Source organism: Pseudomonas sp. LAMO17WK12:I10 (genome assembly GCF_900215185.1).
Classification (GTDB): Bacteria; Pseudomonadota; Gammaproteobacteria; order Pseudomonadales; family Pseudomonadaceae; genus Aquipseudomonas; species Aquipseudomonas chlororaphis.
Window position 1 is genome coordinate 187,446 of the sequence record NZ_OBDX01000004.1, and the last position, 24,698, is coordinate 212,143.

Consider the following 24,698-nt stretch of genomic DNA (forward strand, 5'->3'; position numbering starts at 1 on the left):
CCGGGCTTTCAGGCCAAACGTGGTTTTCGTCTTTATTTCCTGGTAACGGCTACGTTTGGTACACGCAGTTCTCGATGCTGTGGAGTCACCCATGATTGTCATTGCTGGAAAAAACAATATTTCGGTATTTGGCCTGGAACGGGCTCTGCGACAATTTTCGCCCGACGAAATTGCCGTGGTCTGCAACCGTAACGATACGGGCGTCGATGGTTGGCAACGTTCGTTGCGGGCGGCCGCGCAAAAGTATGGCGTGCGTGAGATCAGCCTGGAGGCGGCTTATGAAGTCGCGTCCATCGCATTCATTTCCCTGGAGTTCGACCGGATCGTCGTGCCAGGGCGCTTCTCCATCAGCCGTGTGTTCAACATTCATTTCTCGAGGCTGCCCGAATACAAGGGTATGTTTACCTCGGTCTGGCCGTTGCTGGAGTCCAGGGCCGAGGCGGGTGTGACCCTGCATTTCATTGACCGGGGTATCGATACCGGGGACATCGTCGCGCAGCAGGTATTTCCGATCCCGTCCTGGTGGACCTGCCGCGATCTCTATTTCGCCTTTAACCAGCATGCCGGCCAGTTGTTGGAGCAGTGGTTTGCCAGGTTGCTCGATGATGGTGTCAGAGCGCAGCCACAGAGTGCGGTGGGATCCAGCTACTTTTCAAAGGACGCCATCGACTATGGGGCGTTGAAGATCGATCCGCTGTCGACGGCCTGGGCGCTGCGCAACCAGATCAGGGCGTTTGCCTTTCGTGAATATCAATTCTTGCGCTGGGATGGGAAACCGGTGGTCTCGGCGACGATTCTGCCTGGGCGTTCGCAATTCAAGGCCGGGACCCTGATCAGCACAACTGACGATTATGTCGAGCTCTGCACCATCGATTATGACGTCCGGCTGAATTTTGATCGGTTGCCGGAGATGCTCAAGGCTTGTGAACGAGGAGATCTGGAGGCGGTGGTGGCACTGCAGGCCAATATTGCCGGTTACAACGATGCCAACCCGCAAGGCTGGACGCCGCTGATCGTCGCCAGTTATGCGGGTGCCTATGAGGTGGTTGACTGGCTGTTGCAGCAAGGTGCCGACCCGGAGCGGCCCAACAACAAAGGCACGACGCCCTTGATGTATGCCAAGGACGCCTACCTCGCCGGGCGTTGTCGTAGAACCTTTCAGTTGTTGCTGCGCAAGGAGCGAGGCTGGAGGCTGCCGACCATTGCGGTCGGGCACTCGCCGACTATGTGACGAGCGAGCAGTTCGCTCAGTTGCGAGGTGCTGTCTAGGCACCTCGCAACAGGCGCATCAGTGGGCGGTGAACTGGTTGATGGCGGTGACAATGTGTTGCTGTTGTTCCTGGCCCAATGTCGGGTAGATCGGCAATGACAGGATCGAGTCATGCAGCGGCGCCCGGGATGCCTGGGAGGTCCTGGCCAGATCACGGTAGGCCCGCTGCTCGGTGATCGCCAGTGGGTAGTGAACCAGGCATTGGATGCCAAGCTCGGCCAGATGCGCCTTCAGCTGATCGCGCCATGGGCAGGTAATGACATACAGGTGCCAGACATGGGCGCTCGCAGTCGTCACCGAGGGCAGGGTGATTCCCGGGTGCCGGATGTGTTCGCCGTAGTAGCGGGCGATGCTGCGTCGACGGGCAGTATCGCTGTCCAGGTGTGCCAGCTTCACTCCCAGCATCGCGGCCTGGATTTCATCGAGGCGGCTGTTCACCCCCTGATGATCGTGCTGGTACTTGACGCGCGAACCGTAGTTGCCCAGCGCCCGGACCAGGGTTGCCAGCTCGGCGTCGTTGGTAGTGATGGCTCCGCCGTCGCCCAAGGCTCCGAGGTTCTTCCCGGGGTAGAAGCTGAAAGCCGCGGCATCGCCCCAGTTGCCGGCCTTGCGCCCGGCCAGCTCGGCGCCATGGGCCTGGGCGGCATCTTCGAGCACCAGCAGGCCATGCTTGTGGGCCAGCGCCATGATCTGCGGCATCGGCGACAGCTGCCCATAAAGATGCACTGGCAGGATCACTCGGGTTTTTTCCGAGATGGCCCGTTCGACGGCCTCGATCTCCAGATTGTGGGTGGCAGGGTCGACATCTACCAGGATCGGCGCCAGATCGTTTTCCAGAATGGCCGAGATGGTGGCGATAAAGGTGTTGCTCTGCACTACCACTTCATCACCGGCCTGCAGCCGGCCTTGCTCTTTCCAGGCGCGCAGGATCAGGGTCAGGGCATCCAGGCCGTTGGCGACGCCGATGGCATGCCGGCTGCCGCAGTAATCGGCGAACGCGGCCTCGAATTGCTCAAGCTCACGCCCCATCAGGTACCAGCCGGAGTCGATCACACGGCTGCAAGCGGATTTGAGCTGGTCGGCATATTCGTGATTGATGCCTTTCAAATCCAGAAACGGAATATTCATCATTTGAGTCATTGTCCGACCATCTCCATGAACTGGGCATAGTCTCGAACATAGTCGCCTTCTTCGTAGAGTTGATCGGCCAGGACCATCAGCACACAGTCTGGAGAGAAGTCATACATTTCACGCCAGATAAAGGATTCGATCAGCAGGCCCTGGCAAGGATTGTCCAGGGTGATGTCGATTTTTTCCCGACCGTCGTCCAGCAGGAAACGGCACGAGCCGCGTACGGCGATGGCCACCTGCTTGAGGGTCTTATGAGCGTGGTAGCCGCGGCGAACCCCTTCACCGGTATTGAACATGTAGTACACCCGCTTCACCGGGAAGGGGATGTTTTTCCCCTCTTCCAGGGCGATCAGCGAACCACGGTCATCGCCGTGGGTCTGCAGCGGCAGAATGTGAATCTTCATCGCGTCTCCCCTTCGAGCCGTTTCGACAAATGCTGTTGCAGCCAGTTTTCAACGCTCTTGGCGTCGACCCGATAATTTCGGTAATACAGTTCTCGGGAGTCGGTCGAGCCCACCCGGTAAGCGATGTAGTCCATTTCCACGCCGACGATTGCCGCCAGGTTGGAAAAACACGACAACTGCCCATACTCCTCGGCCATCCAGCACAGCGCGCGGGCGTTTTTCGAGGCGAAAATCAGATTGGTCCAGGCCGCGCCGGTGGGGCCGACTATGACTTCGGCAGTGGCCATGATCGCCACTTGATGGCTAATGTCCTGTTCCTCCATGTACACGCAGGTAAACCCATAGGGTTCCAGCAGCTTGAGGATTTCGGCCTGGTTGTAGTGCCGGAGAAAGCCTTTGCGGGCTAGGAATACTCGCTTGGGGAGTTCGCCGGTGGGGATGTCATGGGCCAGGCGCAGGGCTTTTTCCCGCAGGAAGTTGATCGATTCCGGGCGTGCGAAGCCGCTGCTGGCGCTGTTCTGCGCCACGCCTTTGAAGTTCGGGATCATGTTGTTGGGCGCGCTGATCAGCAGCAGGTCGGCCACCTGATAGCTGGTGATGTTGTCCAGGAGTACCAGCGGGCGGTCAACGCCAATCGCCTCGATCATGGCCTTGATCGAGGGAATGTTCTGGCTGCTCTTGGAGATCAGCAGTGGATAGTCCGCATATTGCGGTGGCAGTTCGGCCACGAATTGCAGTTGAGACAAGACTTCTACCGTCCAGTGGTAATAGTTCTGCTCGTTACAGCCGCTGATCAGCAGGCCTTTTTCCAGCTCGATGGGTTTGCCGGTCCTGACCAGGGCCAGGCGCTGGCCGTGGTAGAGCAGGTGCGCAGCACTATAGTCGGCTTGCGAGGATTTTGCCGTGGGCACTCGCTCCAGCACCAATTGCCCATTTGGCAGTATCACCGAACGGGACACCGAACAGACCTGCCCCTGGCGGAAGTGGTAGAGAGCGACCTCGGGTAATTCCAGGGTGATCGCCGGTGTCGATTGATGGACGAACCGTGGCGGCTGGCTGGTGCCCGGTTGGCTCGGGCGAAACACATGGACCTTGTGCTCGTCGCTTTCATCCAGCCAGCGCAAGGCCAGGCGCCGGGTATCCTGGCGTCGAAAAAACAGTCGATACAGCAGGTCGCTGATCAGTCCCGGCTGCTTGCACATGCGTTCATAGCCCAGTTGCTCCAGGCGTTTGCCAATGCGCTGGAGCCATGGGAGTTGCGAGCTGATCTGTGCGCCATGGAACACTTCAATGCGTTGTTCATCGATCGCCAGCTTGTCGGTGAGCTGCGGGTAGATCTCACGGTAGTAATCGCTGGCGATGATGATTTTGTCGAAAACCAGCGCGCTCAGTTGCTGAGGGGAGTGGATCAACTTGCCGAACAGATGCTGGCCCTGCTTCTGCTGATTGTTATCGACGAAGCCGATCACCCGGTAGCGGCGGCGGTTGTACTTGTAGAAATTGATGCCGCCGGCGCCGGTGCCGAATATCAGCACCCGCGCTTTTTGTCCAAACCCTGTTGACACATTGACCTCGTCTTACTGGTGCAGCCGCTGGTAAATCGTCACCCGAGCGGTTCGCCCGTTCGCTTCAAGCGGTGACGCTAGCCATTGTTATTGATGATGTTGCCCTTGATCTGGGCGATACCCTTGGCGTTCAGGTCGCGTCGGGTCCTTACCGGTTGCAACTCACCCTGGATCGCACCGTTGATGGTGTCGATCGCGGTCTTGCCGGTATTGCCTCGGGACTTGCCCAGCAGATAACGCAGCGACAGTCGGAACTGCTCCGACTCGTTGGCCACCGGCCGTGTGCCATGCAAGGTGCAGTTATGCCAGAGCCCGACGTAACCCGGCCCGCCGGTCAGCCGGAAATCCTGGCAGGTCATCTGCTGCCCATGATCGTCGGCGTAGGTCCACCGATCGTGCTCCTGATGTTCCAGTCGATGCGGGAACAGCGTGGCGCCAAAGCGGTGAGTGCCGGGCATTAGGTGCAGGGGCGAGTCGTTTTCGGTGACGTCGTGCAGGTATACATACAGGGTCAGAAAGGTCGAGGGATCGAGTTCCACCCGGCCCTGGGGCCAATCGATGATGTCCTGGTGGAAGTCGATCCCGCGAAAGTAGGTGATGTCGCGAAAGGGTTTTTTGATATAGGGCCCCAGGTTCGCCACATTCACATCGCGGATCTTTTCCCGCACCCAGTCCGGCAGCCATGAGTCCGGTACGCCGCACACCGCTTTCTTGATCACCACCTCATAGTCGGCGCCGAGCACTTCATCGAGGACCGCAGTGAGGCGCGGATCCTGCTCGATGAACTGCAACTGCGACTCGAAGCCATTGAGGAAGTTGAAGGTCTTGTTCGGGTTGGCGTTGAGGTGGTTTTCCTGGGCCAGGTATTCAGCCTCGTCCATGAACAGCCCGGCCCCGAAGGCCCGTGCGGCGATCATTTCGCGGTACAGCGCCTGCGTGCGGTCAGCGTCCAGGATCTCGCCGAAGATATGGGCGCCCTGGTCGATGAGGTTTTGGATACAGGTTTGCATGTTGCGCTCGTTTTGACTGTTGCTGTCTGTCTGCAAGGTATCGGCGTGGCTGGCTTAAAGTTGATGCCGTGCGGCTGATATTCCCGATGGAGTTGCCGCAACCGGAGCTGGCGGGCGGCGCGAGCAAGGATATCGAATGCTTTTGGCAACTATCTATAAGGGAACGCCGGAATCGGCCGATAACCCCATGGATGTTGTTGCAGGTCAAATGGCGGGGCCATGGACCGAGTGTCCGGCGAGAGCGGGCGGGCGCCATTGTAGGTTGATGTAGAATGCATTGATGGCTTGTGGCTATTATCGTTGTCCGGGGGCAACAAGGGTGACGACCTTGAGCGTGTCCTGCTGTTGCCGCGGGCTTCATCTTTTTTACGGGTCTGGAATCTTCGATGCTGGCGTACCACCAAAAAAGCTTTTTGATCGTCGATGATTTCTCGGATTTCCGCAGTTCTGTCCGGTCCATGCTGCGTGAGCTGGGCGTCAAGGACGTAGACACTGCCGATACAGGCGAGCAGGCGCTGCGCATGTGCGCGCAAAAGCGTTATGACTTCATCCTGCAGGATTACCACCTGGGCGACGGTAAGAAGAATGGTCAGCAGGTGCTCGAAGACCTGATGACCGACAAGCTGATCAGCCATGAAAGCGTGTTTCTCATGGTCACCGCCGAGACCAGCCAGTCGATGGTGCTCAGCGCCCTCGAACACGAGCCGGACGCCTATCTGACCAAGCCTTTCAACCGCTCCAGCCTGGCTCAGCGGCTGGAGCGGCTGCAGCAGCGCAAGTCGTTGCTCAAGCCGATCCTGCAGGCGCTCGATCGCGGCAAGCCGCTCGAGGTGCTCAATGCCTGCATAGCCCTGTGCAAGCAGGATCCGCGTTATTCGCCGTTGTGCCTGCGCTACCGGGCCGATGCCCTGCGTGACATGAATCAGAACGAGGCGCTGGAGCGGTTGTACGAGAGCATCCTGGCGGATCGCCCGTTGCCGTGGGCCTATGTCGGCCTGGGGCGTCTGCTGTTCAAGCGTGGCCAGGTGACCCAGGCCAAGGCTGTCTATGAAAAGGCCTTGAAGGCCTTTCCGATGATGCCGGCGCTCTACGATGGCATGGCCGATGTGTTGCTCGCCGAGGGTGATTCCAAGCGCGCCCAGAGTGTGCTGGAGGAGGCGGTGCGCCTGTCGCCGCTGGCCGTGCGCCGGCAAGCGCTGCTGGGCAAGCTGGCGATGACCAACGAAGACTTCGAGACCGCATCCAAGGCGTATCGCCAGGCGGTGTCGCAAGGCGCGCAATCGCGTTTCAAGGATCCGGAAAGCAACCTTGGCCTGGCCCATGCGTTGATCAGCAAGGGCAGCGAGAGGGGCCTGGATACCCGCACGCGCCTGGAAATCAACAGCACCCTGAGTGCGGTGGCCAAGGAAAACCCCAGCGATCCGGGGCTGCAGATTCGTGCGCGCCTGATGAAGGCCACCAGCTTGTTGCTCAACGATGCTGAAACGGCGGAAAAACTCACCGAGCAGGCGATGCTGCGTCTGGACGGGATGGAGCAATTCATGAGCCCGGAAGCGGCGTTGCTGGTAGCCAAGCAACTGCAGATGCTGGGACAGGCCGATGCCGGCGCATCGATGCTGAAAAACTGTGCGGAAATCTACGGCGACGACCCGAAGGTGATGGAAGGCATCGCCAAGCTCACCGATGACCCGGTGATCCTCAACTCCGCCAACGCCGCGGCGGACATGAACCGTCAAGGCGTGCGCAGCTACAAGGCCGGCGCGTTGGGCGAGGCCCGGGATCTGTTCCGTCGGGCCCTGGCCATGCAACCGAAGAACATCAGTATTGCCCTGAACATGGCGCAGTCGCTATTGCACGGCACCGACATCACCCAGGACACGGCACTGCTGGAGGAGTGCCGGACCTGCCTGAAAATGGTCGGCCTGATGCCCGATACCGACGCGCGTTATCCGCGTTATCAGAAGCTGCGAAGCAAGGCGTTTGGCGAATGAATACCCACGAACAGGCTCTCGACTTTTCCACGGTGATCGCCTCTACCGTGCACGACATGAAGAACTCCCTGACCCTGCTCATGCAGGCCCATGCCCAGTGGCTGGCGGCACTGCCGCAGGCGCACCAGGGCACGCCGGAGCAGGGCGTGATGGAGTTCGAGTTTGCCCATCTCAACGGCATGCTGGTGCAACTGCTGGGGCTCTACAAACTGGGGGTCAACCAGTTGCCGGTGCAGCCGGGTTACCACGAACTGGATGACTTCATCGAGGCGCAACTGGTCAGCCATCAGGATGTATTTGTCAGTCGTGGCATTGCCGCAACCTATGAGGTCGATCCCTTGACCCCCCTGGGGTTCTTCGATCGGGAATTGATCGCCTCGGTGCTGGACAACTGCATCAACAACGCCATTCGTTATGCGCGCCATGCGTTGCTGGTCAGCGTGCACGATGAGGGCGGGCAGACGGTGCTGACCATCAATGACGATGGCGAGGGTTATCCGCAACCGATGATCGATAACCAGGCCGACTACGTGCAAGGCATCAATCACAGCAGCGGCAGCACCGGTCTGGGGTTGTACTTCGCCGGGCGCATTGCCGCGCTGCATCAGCGCAACGGTGTCTGCGGGCGCACCGAGATTCGCAACGGCGGGCCTTTGGGCGGCGGTGTGTTCAGTCTCTACCTGCCCTGAGCCAGCTGCTGTTGCGCTTGCTCCAGGGCCTGTAGAAAGCAGGTCAGGGCGGCTTTCGGCTCCTGGCCCTGGCGGGTGATGCAGTGAAAGGTCGAACGATAGGCCAGGCGCTGCGGTAACAGGGCGCGCATTTGGCCCCTGGCCACCCAGTTGGCGGCATAGTGGCTGGGCAGGTAACCCAGATAGCTGTCGGAAAACACCAGGGTGGCAATCGCTTCCATGGTGTAGACGGTGGCGCTCTGCAAAAAATAAAGGCCATGGGGGCGCTGGTTCTCAGCCATGTAGCCACGGCCGACATAGGGTGTGTTGCATATTTCTTCCAGGGTCAGGTCGGTGTCGCTGCGTTGAAACAGCGGGTGCCCAGCAGCGCAATAGAGGTTTTGTTCCTCCTCGAACAACGGTTGGTAGCGCAGCCCGGAGAGCTGGTGGTGGAAGGCTCCGATGGCCAGGTGCAGGCGCTCGTCGAGCACGGCCTGTTCAAGCTCGTCGGGACGCAGTATGTGCAGGCCCAGGCGGACTTCCGGCAGGCGCTGGCGGAACAGGTTGATGGCCAGGGGCAATGGCGCACAGGGCAGGCTGAGCATGCTGTCGACATTGCCGATCTGCAGATGGTCGCGTGCCGGCCCGCCGAGTTGGTTGGCCTGCTGCCGAAAGCGCTCGATGTCGCGAAACAGCAACTGCGCAGCATCGAACAGTTCCAGGCCTTCCTCGGTCAATTGGAAGCCACTGCTACCGCGTCGGCACAGCGAGCAGCCCAGGCGCTCCTCGAGATCGCGTACCACCACGCTCAGGCGCGACAGGCTGGTATTGAGCCTGGCCTGGGCCGCGGTGAAACCACCGGCGTCGACTATGGTGCAAAAGACCCGCAGCATGCGCAGGTCGATATCGGATAGGCTGCCCAGCACATTGGCCTCCATCAGGCGCGGCAAGGGGATGGGCAAAGCCTACACCGGCGCGGATCTGCGAGTCAGCGGCGAGAGGCGATGGACTCGGCCAGCAGGCACATCAGCTCGAACATCATGGTCGCCCCCACCAGCGCCGTGGCGCCGCCGACGTCGAAGGGCGGCGACACTTCCACCACATCGGCTCCGATCAGGTTCAGGCCGCGCAGGCCACGGATCAAATGCTGGGCCTCCAGGGTGGTCATGCCGCCGATTTCCGGGGTACCGGTGCCGGGGGCGAAGGCCGGATCCAGCACGTCGACATCGAAGCTGACATAGGTCGGGCCGTCACCGACTACGCGTCGTACCTCGGCCAGGGTGGCGGCGACGCCGATCTCGGCAAACTCTTCCATATGGATCACGCGGATGCCGGTCTCGGCAGCGAAGGCCTCGTCATCGGCCGAATAGACCGAGCCACGGATACCGATCTGCACGGTGCGTCGCGGGTCCAGCAGGCCTTCCTCCACGGCACGACGGAACGGTGTGCCGTGGGTGTAGGGATTGTTGCCGAAATAGCGGTCGTTGGTATCGGAGTGAGCGTCGAAATGCACCATGCCGATTGGCCGCTGGCGGGCCAGGGCGCGAAAGATCGGCAAGGTCACCAGATGGTCGCCGCCAACGGCCAGGGGCACGGCACCGGCTTCGTGCAAGTCGCGGAAAAAGGCTTCTATGCGCGACAGCGAGTCCTGCAGGTCAATGGGGTTGACGGGAGCGTCGCCGAGATCGCCGATGCGCACCAGGTCATAGGGGGCAATACGGCTGACATGATGCACCTTGCGCATCAGGCTGGAGAGGTTGCGCACTTCTCGCGGGCCATGCCTGGCGCCGGCGCGGTTGGTGGTGCCTCCGTCCCAGGGCACTCCGACCAGGGCGATCTGCACCTGGGCCGGGTCATCAAAGACGGGCAGGCGCATGAAGCTCGGAATCCCGGCGAAGCGTGGCACCAGCGCTGCGTCCACGGGTTGGGGAAAATCATTGGGCATGGTGGAGCTCCTGTGGCGAATGGGAGCGGCATGTGGCTGCTCCCTGGGTAAGCGCTGTTAATGGATTTCGATGGACGGCGCGGCGGCCGGGCTGGTCAGCAGAGGCCTTGCGCATGCTCCACCAGCCGAGCCCGGCCAAGCGAGTGGGCGGGGGCGAAAAAATCATAGGGCAGGCGTGGCAGGCCGATAAATCATCAGCTCGGCAAGCTGGCTTGTGTTTTGTGACAAGTTCCTTGAGAGCGCTCCTTGCGAAGGCATGCCGGATGATGGTTGTCTATCCGGGTATTTCGAGTGGCCCTGCTTGATATTCCGAACAGCCGGAGCCTATTTTGTACGGGTCGCCGTTCTCGGCTCGTACAACAACAAGGATTGAGTCATGACAACCGATGGCCGCAGTTCACTCGCTCAGCGATTGACGGGCATTGACGAGATTGAATGTGTCACTCCGGATCTGAACGGCGTGCCACGGGGCAAGGTGATGACCGCCGAGGGTTTCCTCGAAGGGCGGCGTCTGCAGATGGCCCGTGGGGTGCTGTTGCAATGCATCATGGGCGGCTATCCACCCGCGCGTTTTTACGGCAGTGACGACGGCGACCTGGCGCTCACTGCCGATCCGCAACAGATTCATCGCCTGCCCTGGAGTTCGCAGCCACGTGCGCTGGCGATTTGCGATGCGCACGAGTTGAGCGGTGAAAGCTCGCGTCTTTCCACCCGGGGCCAGCTCAAAGAGGTCATCGCGCGGTACGCCGCTCGCGGCCTGGCGCCAGTGGTGGCGACCGAGCTGGAATTCTTCGTGTTTGCTCCCAATACCGATCCGACCCAACCCTTCCAGCCGCCCCTTGGCCTGGACGGTCGTCGCGAGGATGGGCATTCGGCGTTCAGCATCAGTTCCAACAACGGTTTGCGGCCGTTCTTCAGTGAGGTCTATGCCTGCATGGCGGCATTGGGCTTGCCGCGTGATACCTTCATGCATGAAATGGGCGTCAGCCAGTTCGAGATCAATCTGCTGCACGGCGATCCGCTGTTGCTGGCCGACCAGACATTCCTGTTCAAGCACTTGCTCAAGGAAGTGGCGCTCAAGCATGGCCTGACCGTGGTGTGCATGGCCAAGCCGCTGGCGCACACGCCGGGCAGTTCGATGCATATTCACCAGAGCCTGGTGGAGTCGGCCAGCGGCCGTAACGTGTTCAGTGATGAGGCAGGAGAGCCGACCGCGATGTTCCGCCACTTCATTGGCGGGCTGCAGGCGGGGATGGCGGATTTCACTGCGCTGTTCGCTCCGAACGTCAATTCCTACCAGCGTCTGTGCCATCCTTACGCGTCGCCGAACAATGCCTGCTGGTCCCATGACAATCGGGCGGCAGGCCTGCGCATTCCGGCCAGTTCGCCGGTGGCGCTGCGGGTCGAGAATCGCTTGCCGGGCGCCGATGCCAACCCGTATCTGGCGATCGCCGCGAGCCTGGCGGCAGGTTTGCACGGTATCGAAAACGAGCTGGAACCGACGCCGGCGATTCAGGGTGAGTTTGCCGTGCCGGACAGTTTATCTCTGCCTTGTACCTTGCATGCCGCTCTTGAGCGTCTGAAACGTAGCCAGTTGGCCAAGGAATTGTTCGGCAATGAGTTCGTCGAAGGTTACGTCGCTTCGAAGACCATGGAGTTGACCAGTTTCTTTGATGAAATAACTCCCTGGGAGCGGCGCGTCTTAGCGGCCCAGGCTTAACCGAACCATCGCAGTCGGGCTATCGTCCAGATGGCCCGACACTCAATTCAAGGAGCCGCTCGGAACGCCGATGCGCCAAATCTGGAAATCCTTTCGAGCGCTTTATTTCGCCTCGCTGATGATGTTGATCGGTTCGGGCTTACTCAGTACCTACTTGGCATTGCGCCTGGCCGCCGATCATGTCGACGGGTTATGGGTGGGGGCCTTGATGGCGGCCAACTATTTTGGCCTGGTGCTGGGCGGGAAAATCGGCCACCGCCTGATTGCCCGGGTCGGCCATATCCGTGCCTACGCCACCTGTGCCGGGATCGTCGGCGCGGCGGTGCTGGGGCATGGTCTGGTGGACTGGTTGCCGGCCTGGCTGGTGCTGCGGATGATCGTCGGCCTGGGCATGATGTGCCAGTACATGGTCATCGAAAGCTGGCTCAACGAGCAGGCCGATGCCAAGCAGCGCGGGCTGGTGTTCAGCGGCTACATGATCGCCTCATATCTGGGGCTGGTCCTGGGGCAGTTGATTCTGGTCATGCACCCGGCCCTCGGGCTTGAGTTGCTGATGCTGGTGGCCCTGTGTTTTGCCCTGTGCCTGGTGCCGGTGGCCATGACCCGGCGTATTCACCCGGCGCCTTTGCATCCGGCGCCCATGGAACCGCGCTTCTTTATCAAGCGCGTTCCGCAGTCGCTGAGTACGGTGCTCGGGTCGGGGCTGATTGTCGGTTCGTTCTATGGTTTGGCACCGCTGTATGCCTCCCAGCAGGGCTTGAGTACCGAGCAGGTCGGCCTGTTCATGGGGAGCTGCATTTTTGCCGGGCTGGTGGTGCAGTGGCCGTTGGGATGGCTGTCCGACCGTTATGACCGGGCCCTGCTGATTCGCTGCTTTGCCTGCTTCCTGGCGGTCGTGGCCTTGCCGTTGGCGATTCTGCCCCAGGTGCCACTGGAGGTGCTGTTCGCCCTGGGGTTCCTCTGTTCGCTGGTGCAGTTTTGTCTGTACCCGCTGGCGGTGGCGTTCTCCAACGACCATGTCGAAGGCGATCGGCGGGTCTCGCTGACGGCGATGCTACTGGTGACCTATGGCGTCGGGGCCAGTGTCGGGCCTTTGGTGGCGGGGGTGCTGATGAAGTTGTTCGGCAGCCAGATGCTCTATGCATTCTTCAGTTTCTTTGCCCTGGTACTGGTCTGGCGCATCCGGCCGAAAGCCGTGACTAACCTGCATCAGGTCGATGATGCGCCGCTGCATCACGTGGCGATGCCGGACAGCATGTCCAGTTCGCCATTGGTGGCCGCGCTCGATCCGCGGGTCGATGAGCAAGTGGTGCAAGATCAGATGCAACAGACCAGCGCGCCGGAAGCCGAGTCTCAGGTCGAGACGCCGGCCACGGATGAGGTTGAGGCTGAGGAGCCGGTAGTGAAACCGGATGAGCCAGGGCCGGACCAGTTCAGTGGGGCCAGGCCCTAGCAACGCAAAACGGGCAGCCCCGCAAGGGACTGCCCGTTTTTTATCGACGCTCGAATCTCAGAGGTCGTCTTTGTCGAAGCGTCGGGCTTCGCGTTGCAACTGATAGACGAAGCGCTCGACCTGGCGTTGAACCAGGCCGCTCATGTTGTGAAAGCGCACACCGGCGAAAGTCGTGTCGATCTTCTCTTCGTGGTGCAGGTAACGCAGTTCCACTGGCGCAGTCATGCTGCCGAAGGGCAGGGCGGCGATAAAACGCTCGTAGACCTGGCCTAGTTGCAGGCGGCTGGAGATGTCGCCCTCGAAGCGCAGCTTGCAGCCGGTGGCGGAGATATCCAGCAGCTTGCCGGCGATCGGCGCCTTGAGTTTTTCGCCGCCCAGTTCGATGTTGACCAGTTGGGCCAGCTTCAGGGCTGCGCGAAAGGCATTGCGGCGCTGGTGATAGACCACTTCGTCTGGCAGGGTGCCGCGGTAGCATCGCCCACCATTGGATTCGTCGATAGTCGGGATGCCATTGCTTTCCCAGGCGATGCGCACGCCTTCGTGAAAGCCTTCGACGCGAAACGGTTCGCCGGCGAGCATGAAGCGTTCGCCATCGCGGGGGATCATTTCGTCCAGGGCAATCATGTTGCTGTCACGATCGATCTCGACCAGATAGCTTTGAAAGCGCTGGCTGCGTTCGTGGAAAGTGATGATAAGCGGGTCATGGCTGTCTTGCAGCAAGCGCAGCGTGGAGTTGATTTCCAAGGGGGTGGTCAGCACCTTGGGTGGCTGCGGCGCATCTTCTGCGTTTACGGCATTGAACACGGTTCATCAATCTCCAGACAAAATACGACTACACGCAAAAGCCGGCATTTTGCCAGCATGTTCCGCGACTTGATAGGGCGTGCTCATCTCTGGGGTCAAGCCTGGCTAAGCGGGCGAGGCTTGGCCAGCTTGGCGGTTGAGCCACGGGCATCATAGAGAGCTGGAGGCTCGCCACCGGTGAGGATTTTCAATTGATTGGCGGTGGTGGCCTGTTGAACCTGGATCGAGCGACCGTTGAGTTCGTTCGCCGCCTGGCAATCGGCAAGCATTTGGGTCAGCACGTCACTCTGGGCCAGTAACTGGTCGCCAATCGAGGAGTGGCTGGCCAACTGTTCCAGGCCGGCGCGGCTGGCAGGAAGGTTCAGGCTGGCGAGGAGTTCGCTGCGTTTGCGGCCATGCTGCTCGAGCAAAATGATCAGGGCTTGTTTCTGCGCGAGAATCTCTTCCAGCAGCGGCATGTCGCGACCGTGCAGGGCTAGGGATTCGGTGCGCAGCAATTCCAGCAATTGTTGAGCTGGAGCAAAGTCGTCGGTGATCAGTTGCAGCAAATTAGTGTCGTGCATGTATGGCCTTGGGTTTTAAGCGTCCAAAAAACTGGCGCAGGCCTTATTGGCTAGCGCTGGGCTTCGAAATTAAGCAGTTTGCTGGCTACACGGTTGCTGTCGACTTTATAGCTGCCATCGGCAATCGCTTGCTTCAACTCGGCCACGCGGGCGTTGTCGACGGCAGGCTGGTCGCGCAGCTTGTCAGTGATCTTCTGCAACTGTTGAGCCTCATTACTGAGGTGTACCGACTCCCCGCTGGTGCTGGCCTGTTCGGCCGGAGCGTTCAGCGGCGCGGATTTGTCGGCGTCGCCGGTTTCCTTGCTGGCGCTGGTGCGCGTGCTGCCGGTGAGTGAGGGAGAGCTGTTTAAACGGCTGAAATCGATGACCATGGTAAAAAAACCTCTGGGTATTTGGACGCTTGACTTGTTTTCGGCAATACGCCGGAAAACTTTAGGCTCAAATATCGATAAGCCCGCACGCGCCGCTGTTGCCCTGCATGGGCCACAGTTTAGGGGGCAACAGTGCACAGCGCCAGTCGTCTACATGGCGACTTCCACCTGTCCCGGCGCGGTGATCCGCGCTTTGATGACCCGTTGTGAATTGAGGTTCTTGACCCGGACCTGCTCGCTCATGCCGCCATTGGACAAGGCTTCACCGGGCATTTTCACGTTCAGCGTGCCGCTACGGGCAGAGATCACCACCTGATCGCCCTTGCGTACAACCTCCGCCTGTTCCAGGTGAACCAGGGTGACGAGTTGGTCGGCGACCATTGGTCGGACAAGCTTCTGCCCAATGGCCTGGTCCACTGAAGTCAGATAGCCCTGGTTGATCTGGCCGATATCGCGCTCGCGCAGCATCACGTCTTCGGGGCTGATGATGCCGGCGCGCTTGAGTGGCCGGGTGGTGGTCACCACCTCGCGGAACAGCTTGACCTGGGCGGGCACGAATACGGTCCAGGGCGAGGCGCCGTCGCAACGGACGCGAACGGTCACGCGTCCCAGCGGCTGTGCCGGGCTTTCCAGGGTTGCTGTCAATTCCTTGTCGCAATGCGGCATGCGCAGCCGCGGGTCGAGCTGATTGACCTGGATCTCGTAGCGCCCAGGCGTTTGACTGGTTTCCAGATAGTCTTCTACGGTGAATTCAAGAAACCCCTGAGTGACGCCGATAAGTAGATCAGGCAGGGTTACCGAGTCAGCAACGGCAGGATGGCCAGGGTTTAAAAAAAACAAAGCCGACAGCCCGTACAGCAATCTGCGGTAGTTTGATGTCAGGCGTCGGGAAAATGTCGTTTTGGCGTTCATAACAGTTAAAAAGCAAGCGCCGTGCCGTTTAGCGATGAGCGCGTCGGATCTTAAGCTTTGGGGAGTCTGGGCATGGCTGGTGTAATGGATTCGGTGAACCAGCGCACGCAACTGGTAGGGCAGAATCGCCTTGAGCTGTTGTTGTTCCGTCTCGACGGGCAGCAGCTCTATGGGATCAACGTGTTCAAGGTTCGGGAGGTGCTGCAATGCCCCAAACTGACGTTGATGCCCAAATCCAGTCCTGTGGTGTGCGGTGTCGCGAATATTCGAGGGGCGACCATTCCGATCCTGGACCTGGCAATGGCCACCGGTTCAGGCGGGTTGCAGGATCTGAGCAACCCCTTTGTCATCATCACTGAGTACAACACCAAGACCCAGGGGTTTCTGGTGCGGTCGGTCGAGCGCATCGTCAACATGAACTGGGAGGAGATCCATCCGCCACCCAAGGGGACGGGGCGTGATCACTACCTGACGGCGGTGACGCGGGTCGACAATCAGTTGGTGGAAATCATCGACGTCGAGAAGGTGCTGGCCGAGGTCGCGCCGACGCCCGAGACCATTTCGGTGGGCGTGGTGGATGTCGAGACTCAGCATAAGGCTGTTTCACTGCGCGTGCTGACGGTCGATGACTCGTCGGTGGCGCGCAAGCAGGTCACGCGTTGCCTGCAGACCGTGGGGGTCGAGGTGGTGGCCTTGAACGACGGTCGACAGGCGCTGGATTACTTGCGCAAGCTGGTCGACGAGGGCAAGAAACCTGAAGAAGAGTTTCTGATGATGATCTCCGACATCGAGATGCCGGAGATGGACGGCTACACCCTCACGGCCGAAATACGCAACGATCCACGCATGCAAAAGCTGCACATCATCCTGCATACTTCGTTGTCAGGTGTATTCAATCAGGCGATGGTGAAGAAGGTCGGTGCCGATGACTTCCTTGCCAAATTTCGTCCTGATGACCTGGCATCCCGGGTTGTCGACCGGATCAAAGCAGCAGATAACAGCTAGGGATATCCATTCCTGGCGGTCACACGATTTAAGAGGCGGCATCATTGTCTACGGGTAATTTGGATTTCGAACAGTTCCGGGTGTTCCTGGAAAAAGCCTGTGGGATCTTGCTGGGTGAGAACAAGCAATATCTGGTGTCGAGCCGTCTCAACAAACTGATGGAACAGCAAGGCATCAAGTCCCTCGGGGAGCTGGTTCAGCGCATTCAGTCCCAGCCGCGCAGCGGTTTGCGAGAGATGGTGGTCGACGCCATGACCACCAACGAGACCCTGTGGTTTCGCGATACCTATCCATTCGAGGTGTTGAAGAACAAGGTCTTGCCGGAGGCGATCAAGGCCAGCCCCAACCAGCGCTTGCGCATCTGGTCGGCGGCCTGTTCCTCGGGACAGGAACCCTATTCGTTGTCCATGTCGATCGACGAGTTCGAGAAGACCAACATGGGGCAACTGAAGATGGGGGTGCAGATCGTTGCCACCGACCTGTCCGGGACCATGCTGAACAACTGCAAGACCGGCGAGTACGACAGCCTGGCGATCGGTCGCGGTTTGTCGGCTGACCGCCTGCAGCGCTATTTCGATCCCAAGGGGCCGGGGCGCTGGGTGGTCAAGGCGCCGATCAAGAGCCGGGTCGAGTTCCGTTCGTTCAACCTGCTGGACAGCTATGCCAGCCTGGGCAAATTCGACGTCGTGTTCTGCCGCAATGTGCTGATCTACTTCTCCGCCGAGGTGAAGAAGGACATCCTGATGCGCATTCACAGCACCCTGAAGCCGGGTGGTTACCTGTTTCTCGGGGCTTCCGAGGCGCTCAATGGATTGCCCGACCACTACCAGATGGTCCAGTGCAGCCCTGGGATCATCTACCAGGCGAAGTAAGATTGTCGTTGTTGAAAAGAGAGGCCTTCGGGCCTCTTTTTTTGTGCCCGCGATTTTGCCAGCGCAGAAGAGGCGGCAACCGCTGCATTGCCGCTTTGCTGACGTTTCGCGGAAATGCCTTGCCGCTTTTCTGGCATTGCCGCTTTGCCGCTGCCAGCAAAGCCTTGATTTACGGGCTTTGAGCACTTGGCACGCGGCTTGCTATATCCCGTTTACGAAAAATCTGGTCGAAGGTTTCCCGACATGAGCATCAGCTTCGATAAAGCGCTCGGCATTCATGAGCAGGCTCTTGGCTTTCGCGCCAAGCGTGCCGAGGTGCTGGCCAACAACATCGCCAACGCCGACACCCCGAACTACAAGGCTCGGGATCTGGACTTCTCTGCCGTGCTCGCCGAGCAGAACGAGAAAGCCAAGAACGGCACCTTTGCCCTGAACATGACCAACAGCCGGCACATCGAAGCCGAAGGCCTGGGCAGCGGCGACGAATCGCTGCTGTACCGCACACCGATGCAGCCGTCGATCGACCAGAACACCGTGGATGCCCAGCTGGAACAGTCGAACTACGCCGAGAACTCGGTGAACTTCCAGGCCAGCTTCACGCTGCTCAACAGCAAATTCAAAGGGCTGGTGTCAGCCCTGCGCGGAGAGTAATCCATGTCCCTCGCCAGTGTTTTCAATATTGCCGGTAGTGGCATGAGTGCCCAGACCACTCGCTTGAACACCGTCGCCAGTAACATCGCCAACGCCGAGACAGTCTCCTCGAGCATCGACCAGACCTACCGTGCGCGCCACCCGGTGTTCGCCACCATGTTCCAGGGCGCGCAAAGCGGTGGCAGTGAGTCGCTGTTCCAGAATCAGGACGCGGCCGGTCAGGGCGTTCAGGTGCTGGGCGTGGTCGAGGACCAGAGCAACCTCGAGGCGCGTTACGAGCCTAACCACCCGGCCGCCGATGCCAAGGGTTATGTCTACTACCCCAACGTCAATGTGGTGGAAGAGATGGCCGACATGATTTCCGCCAGCCGCTCGTTCCAGACCAACGCGGAAATGATGAACACTGCCAAAACCATGATGCAGAAGGTCCTGACCCTCGGTCAGTGATAAGGGGCGACTCAGATGAGTGTTACCGATACCACCAGTGGCCTGACGCTCAAGGAGATCCTTGCGAACTCCTCGAAGAAAACCCCGACCACCAGCAATGACGGCCTGGCCGCGGCCACCAATAGCGTCAAGGGGAAAAATGAGCTGGGCAAGGACGCGTTCCTGAAGCTACTGGTGACCCAGCTGAAAAACCAGAACCCGCTGGACCCACAGGACAACAGCGAGTTCGTTGCCCAGTTGGCGCAGTTCTCCACCCTGGAAGGGATCACCACCCTCAATACCTCGGTGAACTCCATCACTGGCAACTATAAGTCGTCCCAGGCCCTGCAGGCTTCGTCCCTGGTGGGGCGTTCGGTGATCGTCCAGGCCGGTACCACCCAGGTCGACACCACCAAGAGCATGACCGGTTCGGTGACAGTGCCTACCGGAGTCAGCGGCGTCACCGTGACCATCACCGACAAGGATGGCAAGACGGTCAAGACCCTCGACCTGGGAAGCCAGAAGGCCGGCAGTACCAGTTTTGTCTGGGACGGCACCAAGACCGACGGCACCAAGGCCGATCCGGGCAATTACACCTTCAAGGCCAGCACAAAGATCGATGGCAAGGCGACCGACCTGGTCACCTACCTGCCGGCGACGGTCAACAGCGTCACCATCAGCCAGACCGGCGGTGAGCTGATGTTGAACTTCGCAGGACTGAGCAGCCCCGTGGCGCTCTCCAAAGTTCAAACCATTGGTATCTAGAGCCGACTAACGCGGCACAAGGAGTGGAATATGTCTTTTAATATCGGCCTTAGCGGTCTCTATGCTGCCAACAAGCAACTGGACGTGACCGGCAACAACATCGCCAACGTGGCGACCACCGGCTTCAAATCGTCCCGTGCCGAGTTCGCCGACGTCTACTCGGCCACCAAGCTGGGCACCGGCAGCAAGACCGTGGGCAACGGTGTGCGTCTGGCCAACGTTTCCCAGCAGTTTGGCCAGGGCGATGTGAACAACACCGGCAACGTACTGGACATGGGTATCCAGGGTTCGGGGTTCTTCGTGCTGAGCGACAACGGTTCGCTGACCTACACCCGCGCCGGTACCTTCAAGACCGACAAGGACGGCTACATCACCAACACCGATGGCACTGCCCGCCTGCAAGGTTATGCGGTCGATGCCAATGGCAAGATCGTCAACGGCGTGCTGACCGACCTGCGCATCGACACCTCGAACCTGTCGCCGAAGGCCACCAGCTCGGTGTCCTCGACCATCAACCTGAACTCCACCGCGCCGGTCATCGACCAGAGCGTGACAGGTTTTGCCTTCGATCCGACCAAGGTGGAAACCTACACCAAGCAGTTCAGCACACCGATCTATGACAGCCAGGGCAACGAGCACAAGCTGGACCAGTACATGGTGAAAACCGGTGCCAACACCTGGAAGACCTACACCCTGGTCGATGGTCGTAACCTCGATGGCTCCGCTCCGACCACTACCGGCGCTACGGCTCCAGTCGCATCGACCATGAATTTCGACTCCGCCGGCAAACTGGTTTCGGTCATCACGCCGCCTGCCACCACGCCTAATCCGGGTAACAACCTGACCCTGGCGGGCTGGGTGCCAGGTACCGTGACCAATGGTGTATGGGCGGCCAACGGTGCCAGCGCCAATGCCGGCGGCGTGACCATCTCCATGACCAGCACCACTCAGTTCAACGCCGATACCGCGCGTTCGCTGCCGGTGCAGGACGGCTACGCCACTGGCCAGATCACCAACCTGACCATCGACGGCACCGGTACCCTGTTCGCCAACTTCAGCAACAGCCAGAACAAGGCCATCGGGCAGATCTCCCTGGCCAGCTTCACCAATGAACAAGGTTTGCAGCCGGTCGGCGGCACCAGCTGGAGAGAAACCTACGCCTCGGGCGTACCGGGCTACGATGCTCCACAAACCGGCACCCTGGGTTCGATCGTGTCCAACTCCCTGGAAGAGTCGAACGTCAACCTGACCAACGAGCTGGTGGACCTGATCAAGGCCCAGAGCAACTACCAGGCGAACGCCAAGACCATCTCCACCCAGAGCACCATCATGCAGACCATTATTCAGATGACCTGATAATGGCTGGCTGACAGCGCTCGAAAAAAGCCCCTCACCGCAGGGGCTTTTTTGTGCCCGCAAGATTCATCCACCGCAATCTGCTTCTGTAGGAGCGAAGCTTGCTCGCGATGAGTCATGACGCTCAGATGGGGGGGGCAGCCGGTAGCGGCTGCGGAAAATGGAGAGGGCGGCTTTTCCCCAGGCCAAAGAAAACCCCCGGCAGGCAGGGCCTGTCGGGGGTTCGGATAAGCGCCGGGAGGCGCCTATCGGTTCAGCTTATTGGCAAGCTTCGCAATCCGGCTCGTCGATGGCGCAAGCCTTCGGCACTGGAGCTGGACCGGCTGGAGCCGCCAGGACCGAGTCGTCACCGTGGTTGCCGCCGCTGGAAACAGCGTTCAGCTTGCCGGTGTTGATGGTCGACTTCTCGGTGCTGGTCGCGGCCAGGGCACGGAGGTAGTAAGTGGTTTTCAGGCCACGGTACCAGGCCATGCGGTAGGTCACGTCGAGCTTCTTGCCCGAAGCGCCGGCGATGTAAAGGTTCAGCGACTGAGCCTGGTCGATCCACTTCTGGCGACGGCTGGCGGCGTCGACGATCCACTTGGTTTCCACTTCGAAGGCAGTCGCGTAGAGCTCCTTGAGTTCTTGCGGGATGCGCTCGATCTGCTGCACGGAACCGTCGTAGTACTTCAGGTCGTTGATCATGACCGAGTCCCACAGGCCACGAGCCTTGAGGTCGCGAACCAGGTACGGGTTGATCACGGTGAATTCGCCCGACAGGTTCGATTTCACATACAGGTTCTGGTAGGTCGGTTCGATCGACTGCGACACGCCGGTGATGTTGGCGATGGTCGCGGTCGGCGCGATGGCCATGATGTTGGAGTTACGAATACCTTTCTGTACACGGGCGCGCACCGGTGCCCAGTCCAGGGTTTCGTTCAGGTCGACATCGATGTACTTCTGGCCACGGGACTCGATCAGGATCTGTTGCGAATCCAGCGGCAGGATGCCTTTGGACCACAGCGAACCCTGGAACGTCTCGTAGGCGCCACGCTCGTCGGCCAGGTCGCAGGAAGCCTGGATCGCGTAGAAGCTCACCGCTTCCATGGACTTGTCGGCGAAGTCGACAGCGGCATCGGAACCGTAAGGGATGTGCTGCAGGTACAGCGCGTCCTGGAAGCCCATGATCCCCAGGCCGACCGGACGGTGCTTGAAGTTGGAGTTCTTCGCCTGCGGTACCGAGTAGTAGTTGATGTCGATCACGTTATCGAGCATGCGCACCGCGGTGTTCACGGTGCGTTGCAGCTTGGCGGTGTCCAGCTTGCCGTCGACGATGTGGTTCGGCAGGTTGATCGAGCCCAGGTTGCAAACGGCGATCTCGTCCTTGTTGGTGTTCAAGGTGATCTCGGTGCACAGGTTCGAGCTGTGGACCACGCCCACGTGCTGCTGCGGGCTGCGCAGGTTGCACGGGTCCTTGAAGGTCAGCCAAGGGTGGCCGGTTTCGAACAGCATGGACAGCATCTTGCGCCACAGGTCTTTGGCCTGGATAGTCTTGAACAGCTTGATCTTGCCGTACTCGCACAGGGCTTCGTAGTACTCGTAGCGCTCTTCGAAGGCCTTGCCGGTCAGATCGTGCAGGTCCGGCACTTCCGATGGCGAGAACAGGGTCCACTTGCCGTCGTCGAAGACGCGCTTCATGAACAGGTCAGGGATCCAGTTGGCGGTGTTCATGTCGTGGGTACGACGACGATCGTCACCGGTGTTCTTGCGCAGCTCGATGAACTCTTCGATGTCCATGTGCCAGGTTTCCAGGTAGGCACACACAGCGCCTTTGCGCTTGCCACCCTGGTTCACGGCTACCGCGGTGTCGTTCACCACTTTCAGGAACGGCACGACGCCCTGGGACTTGCCGTTGGTGCCCTTGATGTAGGAGCCCAGCGCACGCACTGGAGTCCAGTCGTTGCCCAGGCCACCGGCGAATTTCGACAGCATGGCGTTGTCGTGGATGGCGCCATAGATGCCCGACAGGTCGTCCGGCACGGTGGTCAGGTAGCAGCTCGACAGCTGTGGACGCAGGGTGCCGGCATTGAACAGGGTCGGAGTCGAAGCCATGTAGTCGAAGGACGACAGCAGGTTGTAGAACTCGATGGCACGGTCTTCGCGTTGTTTTTCTTCGATCGCCAGGCCCATGGCCACGCGCATGAAGAAGATCTGCGGCAGTTCGAAACGCACGCCGTCCTTGTGGATGAAGTAACGGTCGTACAGGGTCTGCAGGCCCAGGTAGGTGAACTGCTGGTCGCGCTCGTGGTTGATCGCCTTGCCGAGTTTTTCCAGGTCGAAGTCGGCCAGCACAGGGTTCAGCAGTTCGAACTCGATACCTTTGGCGACGTAGGCCGGCAGTGCCTTGGCGTACAGGTCGGCCATCTCGTGGTGAGTGGCGCTCTCGGCCACTTCCAGGAAGCTCAGGCCTTCGGCGCGCAGGGTGTCCATCAGCAGGCGGGCGGTCACGAACGAGTAGTTCGGCTCACGCTCTACCAGGGTGCGCGCGGTCATCACCAGGGCGGTGTTGACGTCCTTGAGCGCTACGCCGTCGTAGAGGTTCTTCAGGGTTTCGCGCTGGATCAGGTCGCCGTCGACTTCTTCCAGGCCTTCGCAGGCCTCGGTGACGATGGTGTTCAGGCGGCCCATGTCCAGAGGCGCGAAGCTGCCGTCGGCGCGGGTGATGCGGATCGACGGGTGAGCCTGTACCGGCTCTTCGCTTGGCGTGCGGGTGGCGCGCTCCTTGGCGCGCGAGTCACGGTAGATCACGTAGTCGCGGGCAACTTTCTGCTCGCCGGCGCGCATCAGGGCCAGTTCGACCTGGTCCTGGATCTCTTCGATATGGATGGTGCCGCCCGAAGGCATGCGACGCTTGAAGGTGGCGGTGACCTGCTCGGTCAGGCGAGCGACGGTGTCGTGGATTCGCGACGAAGCGGCAGCGGTGCCGCCTTCAACTGCGAGAAACGCTTTGGTGATGGCGACGGTGATTTTGTCATCGGTGTAAGGAACGACAGTGCCGTTACGCTTGATCACTCGCAGTTGGCCAGGCGCGGTGGCAGACAGATCCAGATTGGAATCGGCAGCCTGCGGCGCTTTGGCCTGCGGGTTCTCGCGAGTTGTGTCGGTTTGCATGGGTGTCTCCACGTTCTCTATGTTTGTTTGGGCACCCTTTGGGTGCCCACCGTTCCGTCCTGAAGCACTACAACCGGCGCACGCCGGGCATAACGACTTCGGGACAGTTCAGGAAGGGGGGCTGTTGGCGCCGCTTCCATGCCGAAGTCATAGGTCGCGAGCCAGTGGCTCGTGACCGTATTCCTGGTGGGTGACAGTCATGTACTGCAACACCCGTACCGTTTTCCTCGCCGTGGGCTGGAAAACCGCAGCCATCCGCACGCGCGGTTTGGCTTCTGAAAATCCGATTGGTTCCACCAAACGAGTGCAAGAAAAGCGCTTGAGTTTCTTGTCTGATTTGTGTTTGGTTTTTGGCCTGAAACCCTAGATGTAGGGTTTTTTTGCGGCCGAGCTACAAGATAATGCGTTTTTGGGGGTGATTGCAACGTACAGCCTGTGGATAAGGTTGTGCGTAAATTGTGTATGAAGCAGGTAAACCTCACGCAGGCCGCAGCAGGGCTGGATCCTACCGTTTGTCACTGTTTTTTACCCTGCAAAACTGCCTGGGGCGGATTTTTGCGGGCGCGAACCCTATCACAAAAAAACGCCTTTACCGAGCGCATTCAGCGCCTTGTGTTCACGGCCTTCGCCGTTGCTACAATCGGGCCTTCCAGACATTGTTTTATC

At 59.9% G+C, this 24,698-nt stretch carries 23 protein-coding genes; 12 read left to right on the top strand and 11 right to left on the bottom strand.

The genetic code is table 11. The features are described from left to right. Positions 1-91 precede the first annotated feature (91 nt). Positions 92-1,231: an ankyrin repeat domain-containing protein gene (locus CRO75_RS06975; protein WP_239990565.1), complete on the top strand. Its 1,140-nt coding sequence runs from the start codon at positions 92-94 to the stop codon at positions 1,229-1,231. Positions 1,232-1,288: 57 nt separating this feature from the next. Here the strand turns inward: CRO75_RS06975 and CRO75_RS06980 are convergent, their stop codons facing one another. The 4 genes from CRO75_RS06980 to CRO75_RS06995 all read right to left on the bottom strand — a co-directional run bounded on the left by CRO75_RS06980 (position 1,289) and on the right by CRO75_RS06995 (position 5,380). Then, complete coding sequence (locus CRO75_RS06980; protein ID WP_097134833.1) at positions 1,289-2,410, bottom strand: DegT/DnrJ/EryC1/StrS family aminotransferase; 1,122 nt, start codon at positions 2,408-2,410, stop codon at positions 1,289-1,291. After that, complete coding sequence (locus CRO75_RS06985; protein ID WP_097134834.1) at positions 2,407-2,805, bottom strand: FdtA/QdtA family cupin domain-containing protein; 399 nt, start codon at positions 2,803-2,805, stop codon at positions 2,407-2,409. Before CRO75_RS06985 ends, CRO75_RS06980 begins: the two co-directional genes overlap by 4 nt. Then, positions 2,802-4,370 carry a glycosyltransferase family 61 protein gene (locus CRO75_RS06990; protein ID WP_097134835.1) on the bottom strand — a complete coding sequence of 523 codons (1,569 nt, stop codon included), beginning with the start codon at positions 4,368-4,370 and terminating at the stop codon, positions 2,802-2,804. Before CRO75_RS06990 ends, CRO75_RS06985 begins: the two co-directional genes overlap by 4 nt. A 77-nt stretch (positions 4,371-4,447) precedes the next feature. Then, a complete protein-coding gene (locus tag CRO75_RS06995; protein WP_097134836.1) occupies positions 4,448-5,380 on the bottom strand; it encodes a phytanoyl-CoA dioxygenase family protein in 933 nt (310 codons plus the stop codon). Positions 5,381-5,766: 386 nt separating this feature from the next. Between CRO75_RS06995 and CRO75_RS07000 the strand changes: the two genes are divergently transcribed. Both CRO75_RS07000 and CRO75_RS07005 read left to right on the top strand, forming a co-directional pair. Beyond that, positions 5,767-7,371 carry a tetratricopeptide repeat-containing response regulator gene (locus CRO75_RS07000; RefSeq protein WP_097134837.1) on the top strand — a complete coding sequence of 535 codons (1,605 nt, stop codon included), beginning with the start codon at positions 5,767-5,769 and terminating at the stop codon, positions 7,369-7,371. Further along, positions 7,368-8,060 (top strand): HAMP domain-containing sensor histidine kinase, encoded by a 693-nt coding sequence (locus CRO75_RS07005; protein ID WP_097134838.1) that lies wholly within the window; start codon positions 7,368-7,370, stop codon positions 8,058-8,060. The genes CRO75_RS07000 and CRO75_RS07005 overlap by 4 nt, the downstream gene beginning before the upstream one ends. Here the strand turns inward: CRO75_RS07005 and CRO75_RS07010 are convergent. Next, positions 8,048-8,977 (bottom strand): LysR family transcriptional regulator, encoded by a 930-nt coding sequence (locus tag CRO75_RS07010; RefSeq protein ID WP_239990566.1) that lies wholly within the window; start codon positions 8,975-8,977, stop codon positions 8,048-8,050. The two genes, CRO75_RS07005 and CRO75_RS07010, sit on opposite strands and share 13 nt — an antisense overlap. A 50-nt stretch (positions 8,978-9,027) precedes the next feature. Further along, complete coding sequence (gene speB, locus CRO75_RS07015; protein WP_097134839.1) at positions 9,028-9,984, bottom strand: agmatinase; 957 nt, start codon at positions 9,982-9,984, stop codon at positions 9,028-9,030. Between the two features lie 478 nt (positions 9,985-10,462). Here speB and CRO75_RS07020 point away from each other — a divergent pair, with 478 nt between their 5' ends. Then, positions 10,463-11,704, top strand: coding sequence for a glutamine synthetase family protein (locus CRO75_RS07020; RefSeq protein WP_177409732.1), 1,242 nt, complete (start codon positions 10,463-10,465; stop codon positions 11,702-11,704). Between the two features lie 70 nt (positions 11,705-11,774). Beyond that, on the top strand, positions 11,775-13,157 hold the full coding sequence (locus CRO75_RS07025) for an MFS transporter (RefSeq protein WP_097134841.1): 1,383 nt from the start codon (positions 11,775-11,777) through the stop codon (positions 13,155-13,157). Positions 13,158-13,214: 57 nt separating this feature from the next. On the opposite strand, the gene CRO75_RS07030 is transcribed toward CRO75_RS07025, so the two are convergent. The 4 genes from CRO75_RS07030 to flgA all read right to left on the bottom strand — a co-directional run bounded on the left by CRO75_RS07030 (position 13,215) and on the right by flgA (position 15,807). Further along, a complete protein-coding gene (locus tag CRO75_RS07030; RefSeq protein WP_053262279.1) occupies positions 13,215-13,961 on the bottom strand; it encodes a flagellar brake protein in 747 nt (248 codons plus the stop codon). Between the two features lie 95 nt (positions 13,962-14,056). Continuing rightward, positions 14,057-14,524 carry a flagellar protein FlgN gene (locus CRO75_RS07035; protein ID WP_007921623.1) on the bottom strand — a complete coding sequence of 156 codons (468 nt, stop codon included), beginning with the start codon at positions 14,522-14,524 and terminating at the stop codon, positions 14,057-14,059. Between the two features lie 50 nt (positions 14,525-14,574). Continuing rightward, positions 14,575-14,895, bottom strand: a complete 321-nt coding sequence (gene flgM, locus CRO75_RS07040) for a flagellar biosynthesis anti-sigma factor FlgM (RefSeq protein WP_009045139.1) — start codon at positions 14,893-14,895, stop codon at positions 14,575-14,577. A 150-nt stretch (positions 14,896-15,045) separates the two neighbouring features. Then, positions 15,046-15,807, bottom strand: coding sequence for a flagellar basal body P-ring formation chaperone FlgA (gene flgA, locus CRO75_RS07045; protein ID WP_097134842.1), 762 nt, complete (start codon positions 15,805-15,807; stop codon positions 15,046-15,048). A 72-nt stretch (positions 15,808-15,879) separates the two neighbouring features. Between flgA and CRO75_RS07050 the strand changes: the two genes are divergently transcribed. From CRO75_RS07050 to flgE, 6 genes are all read left to right on the top strand, one after another. Continuing rightward, on the top strand, positions 15,880-16,812 hold the full coding sequence (locus CRO75_RS07050; protein WP_007921626.1) for a chemotaxis protein CheV: 933 nt from the start codon (positions 15,880-15,882) through the stop codon (positions 16,810-16,812). Between the two features lie 44 nt (positions 16,813-16,856). After that, complete coding sequence (gene cheR / locus CRO75_RS07055) at positions 16,857-17,684, top strand: protein-glutamate O-methyltransferase CheR (protein WP_007921627.1); 828 nt, start codon at positions 16,857-16,859, stop codon at positions 17,682-17,684. 243 nt (positions 17,685-17,927) lie between these two features. Continuing rightward, positions 17,928-18,335 (top strand): flagellar basal body rod protein FlgB, encoded by a 408-nt coding sequence (flgB, locus tag CRO75_RS07060; protein WP_007921628.1) that lies wholly within the window; start codon positions 17,928-17,930, stop codon positions 18,333-18,335. 3 nt (positions 18,336-18,338) lie between these two features. Beyond that, on the top strand, positions 18,339-18,782 hold the full coding sequence (gene flgC / locus CRO75_RS07065; RefSeq protein WP_007921629.1) for a flagellar basal body rod protein FlgC: 444 nt from the start codon (positions 18,339-18,341) through the stop codon (positions 18,780-18,782). A gap of 15 nt (positions 18,783-18,797) precedes the next feature. After that, on the top strand, positions 18,798-19,526 hold the full coding sequence (gene flgD / locus CRO75_RS07070; protein ID WP_097134843.1) for a flagellar hook assembly protein FlgD: 729 nt from the start codon (positions 18,798-18,800) through the stop codon (positions 19,524-19,526). A gap of 30 nt (positions 19,527-19,556) precedes the next feature. After that, the gene (flgE, locus tag CRO75_RS07075; protein WP_062824962.1) at positions 19,557-20,882 is read left to right on the top strand and encodes a flagellar hook protein FlgE; all 1,326 of its coding nucleotides are present in this window, start codon (positions 19,557-19,559) and stop codon (positions 20,880-20,882) included. Between the two features lie 258 nt (positions 20,883-21,140). On the opposite strand, the gene CRO75_RS07080 is transcribed toward flgE, so the two are convergent. Then, positions 21,141-24,032: a ribonucleoside-diphosphate reductase subunit alpha gene (locus CRO75_RS07080; protein ID WP_097134844.1), complete on the bottom strand. Its 2,892-nt coding sequence runs from the start codon at positions 24,030-24,032 to the stop codon at positions 21,141-21,143. Positions 24,033-24,231: 199 nt separating this feature from the next. Between CRO75_RS07080 and CRO75_RS32835 the strand changes: the two genes are divergently transcribed. Continuing rightward, positions 24,232-24,399 carry a hypothetical protein gene (locus tag CRO75_RS32835; protein ID WP_155274260.1) on the top strand — a complete coding sequence of 56 codons (168 nt, stop codon included), beginning with the start codon at positions 24,232-24,234 and terminating at the stop codon, positions 24,397-24,399. The last annotated feature ends 299 nt before the right edge of the window (positions 24,400-24,698 follow it).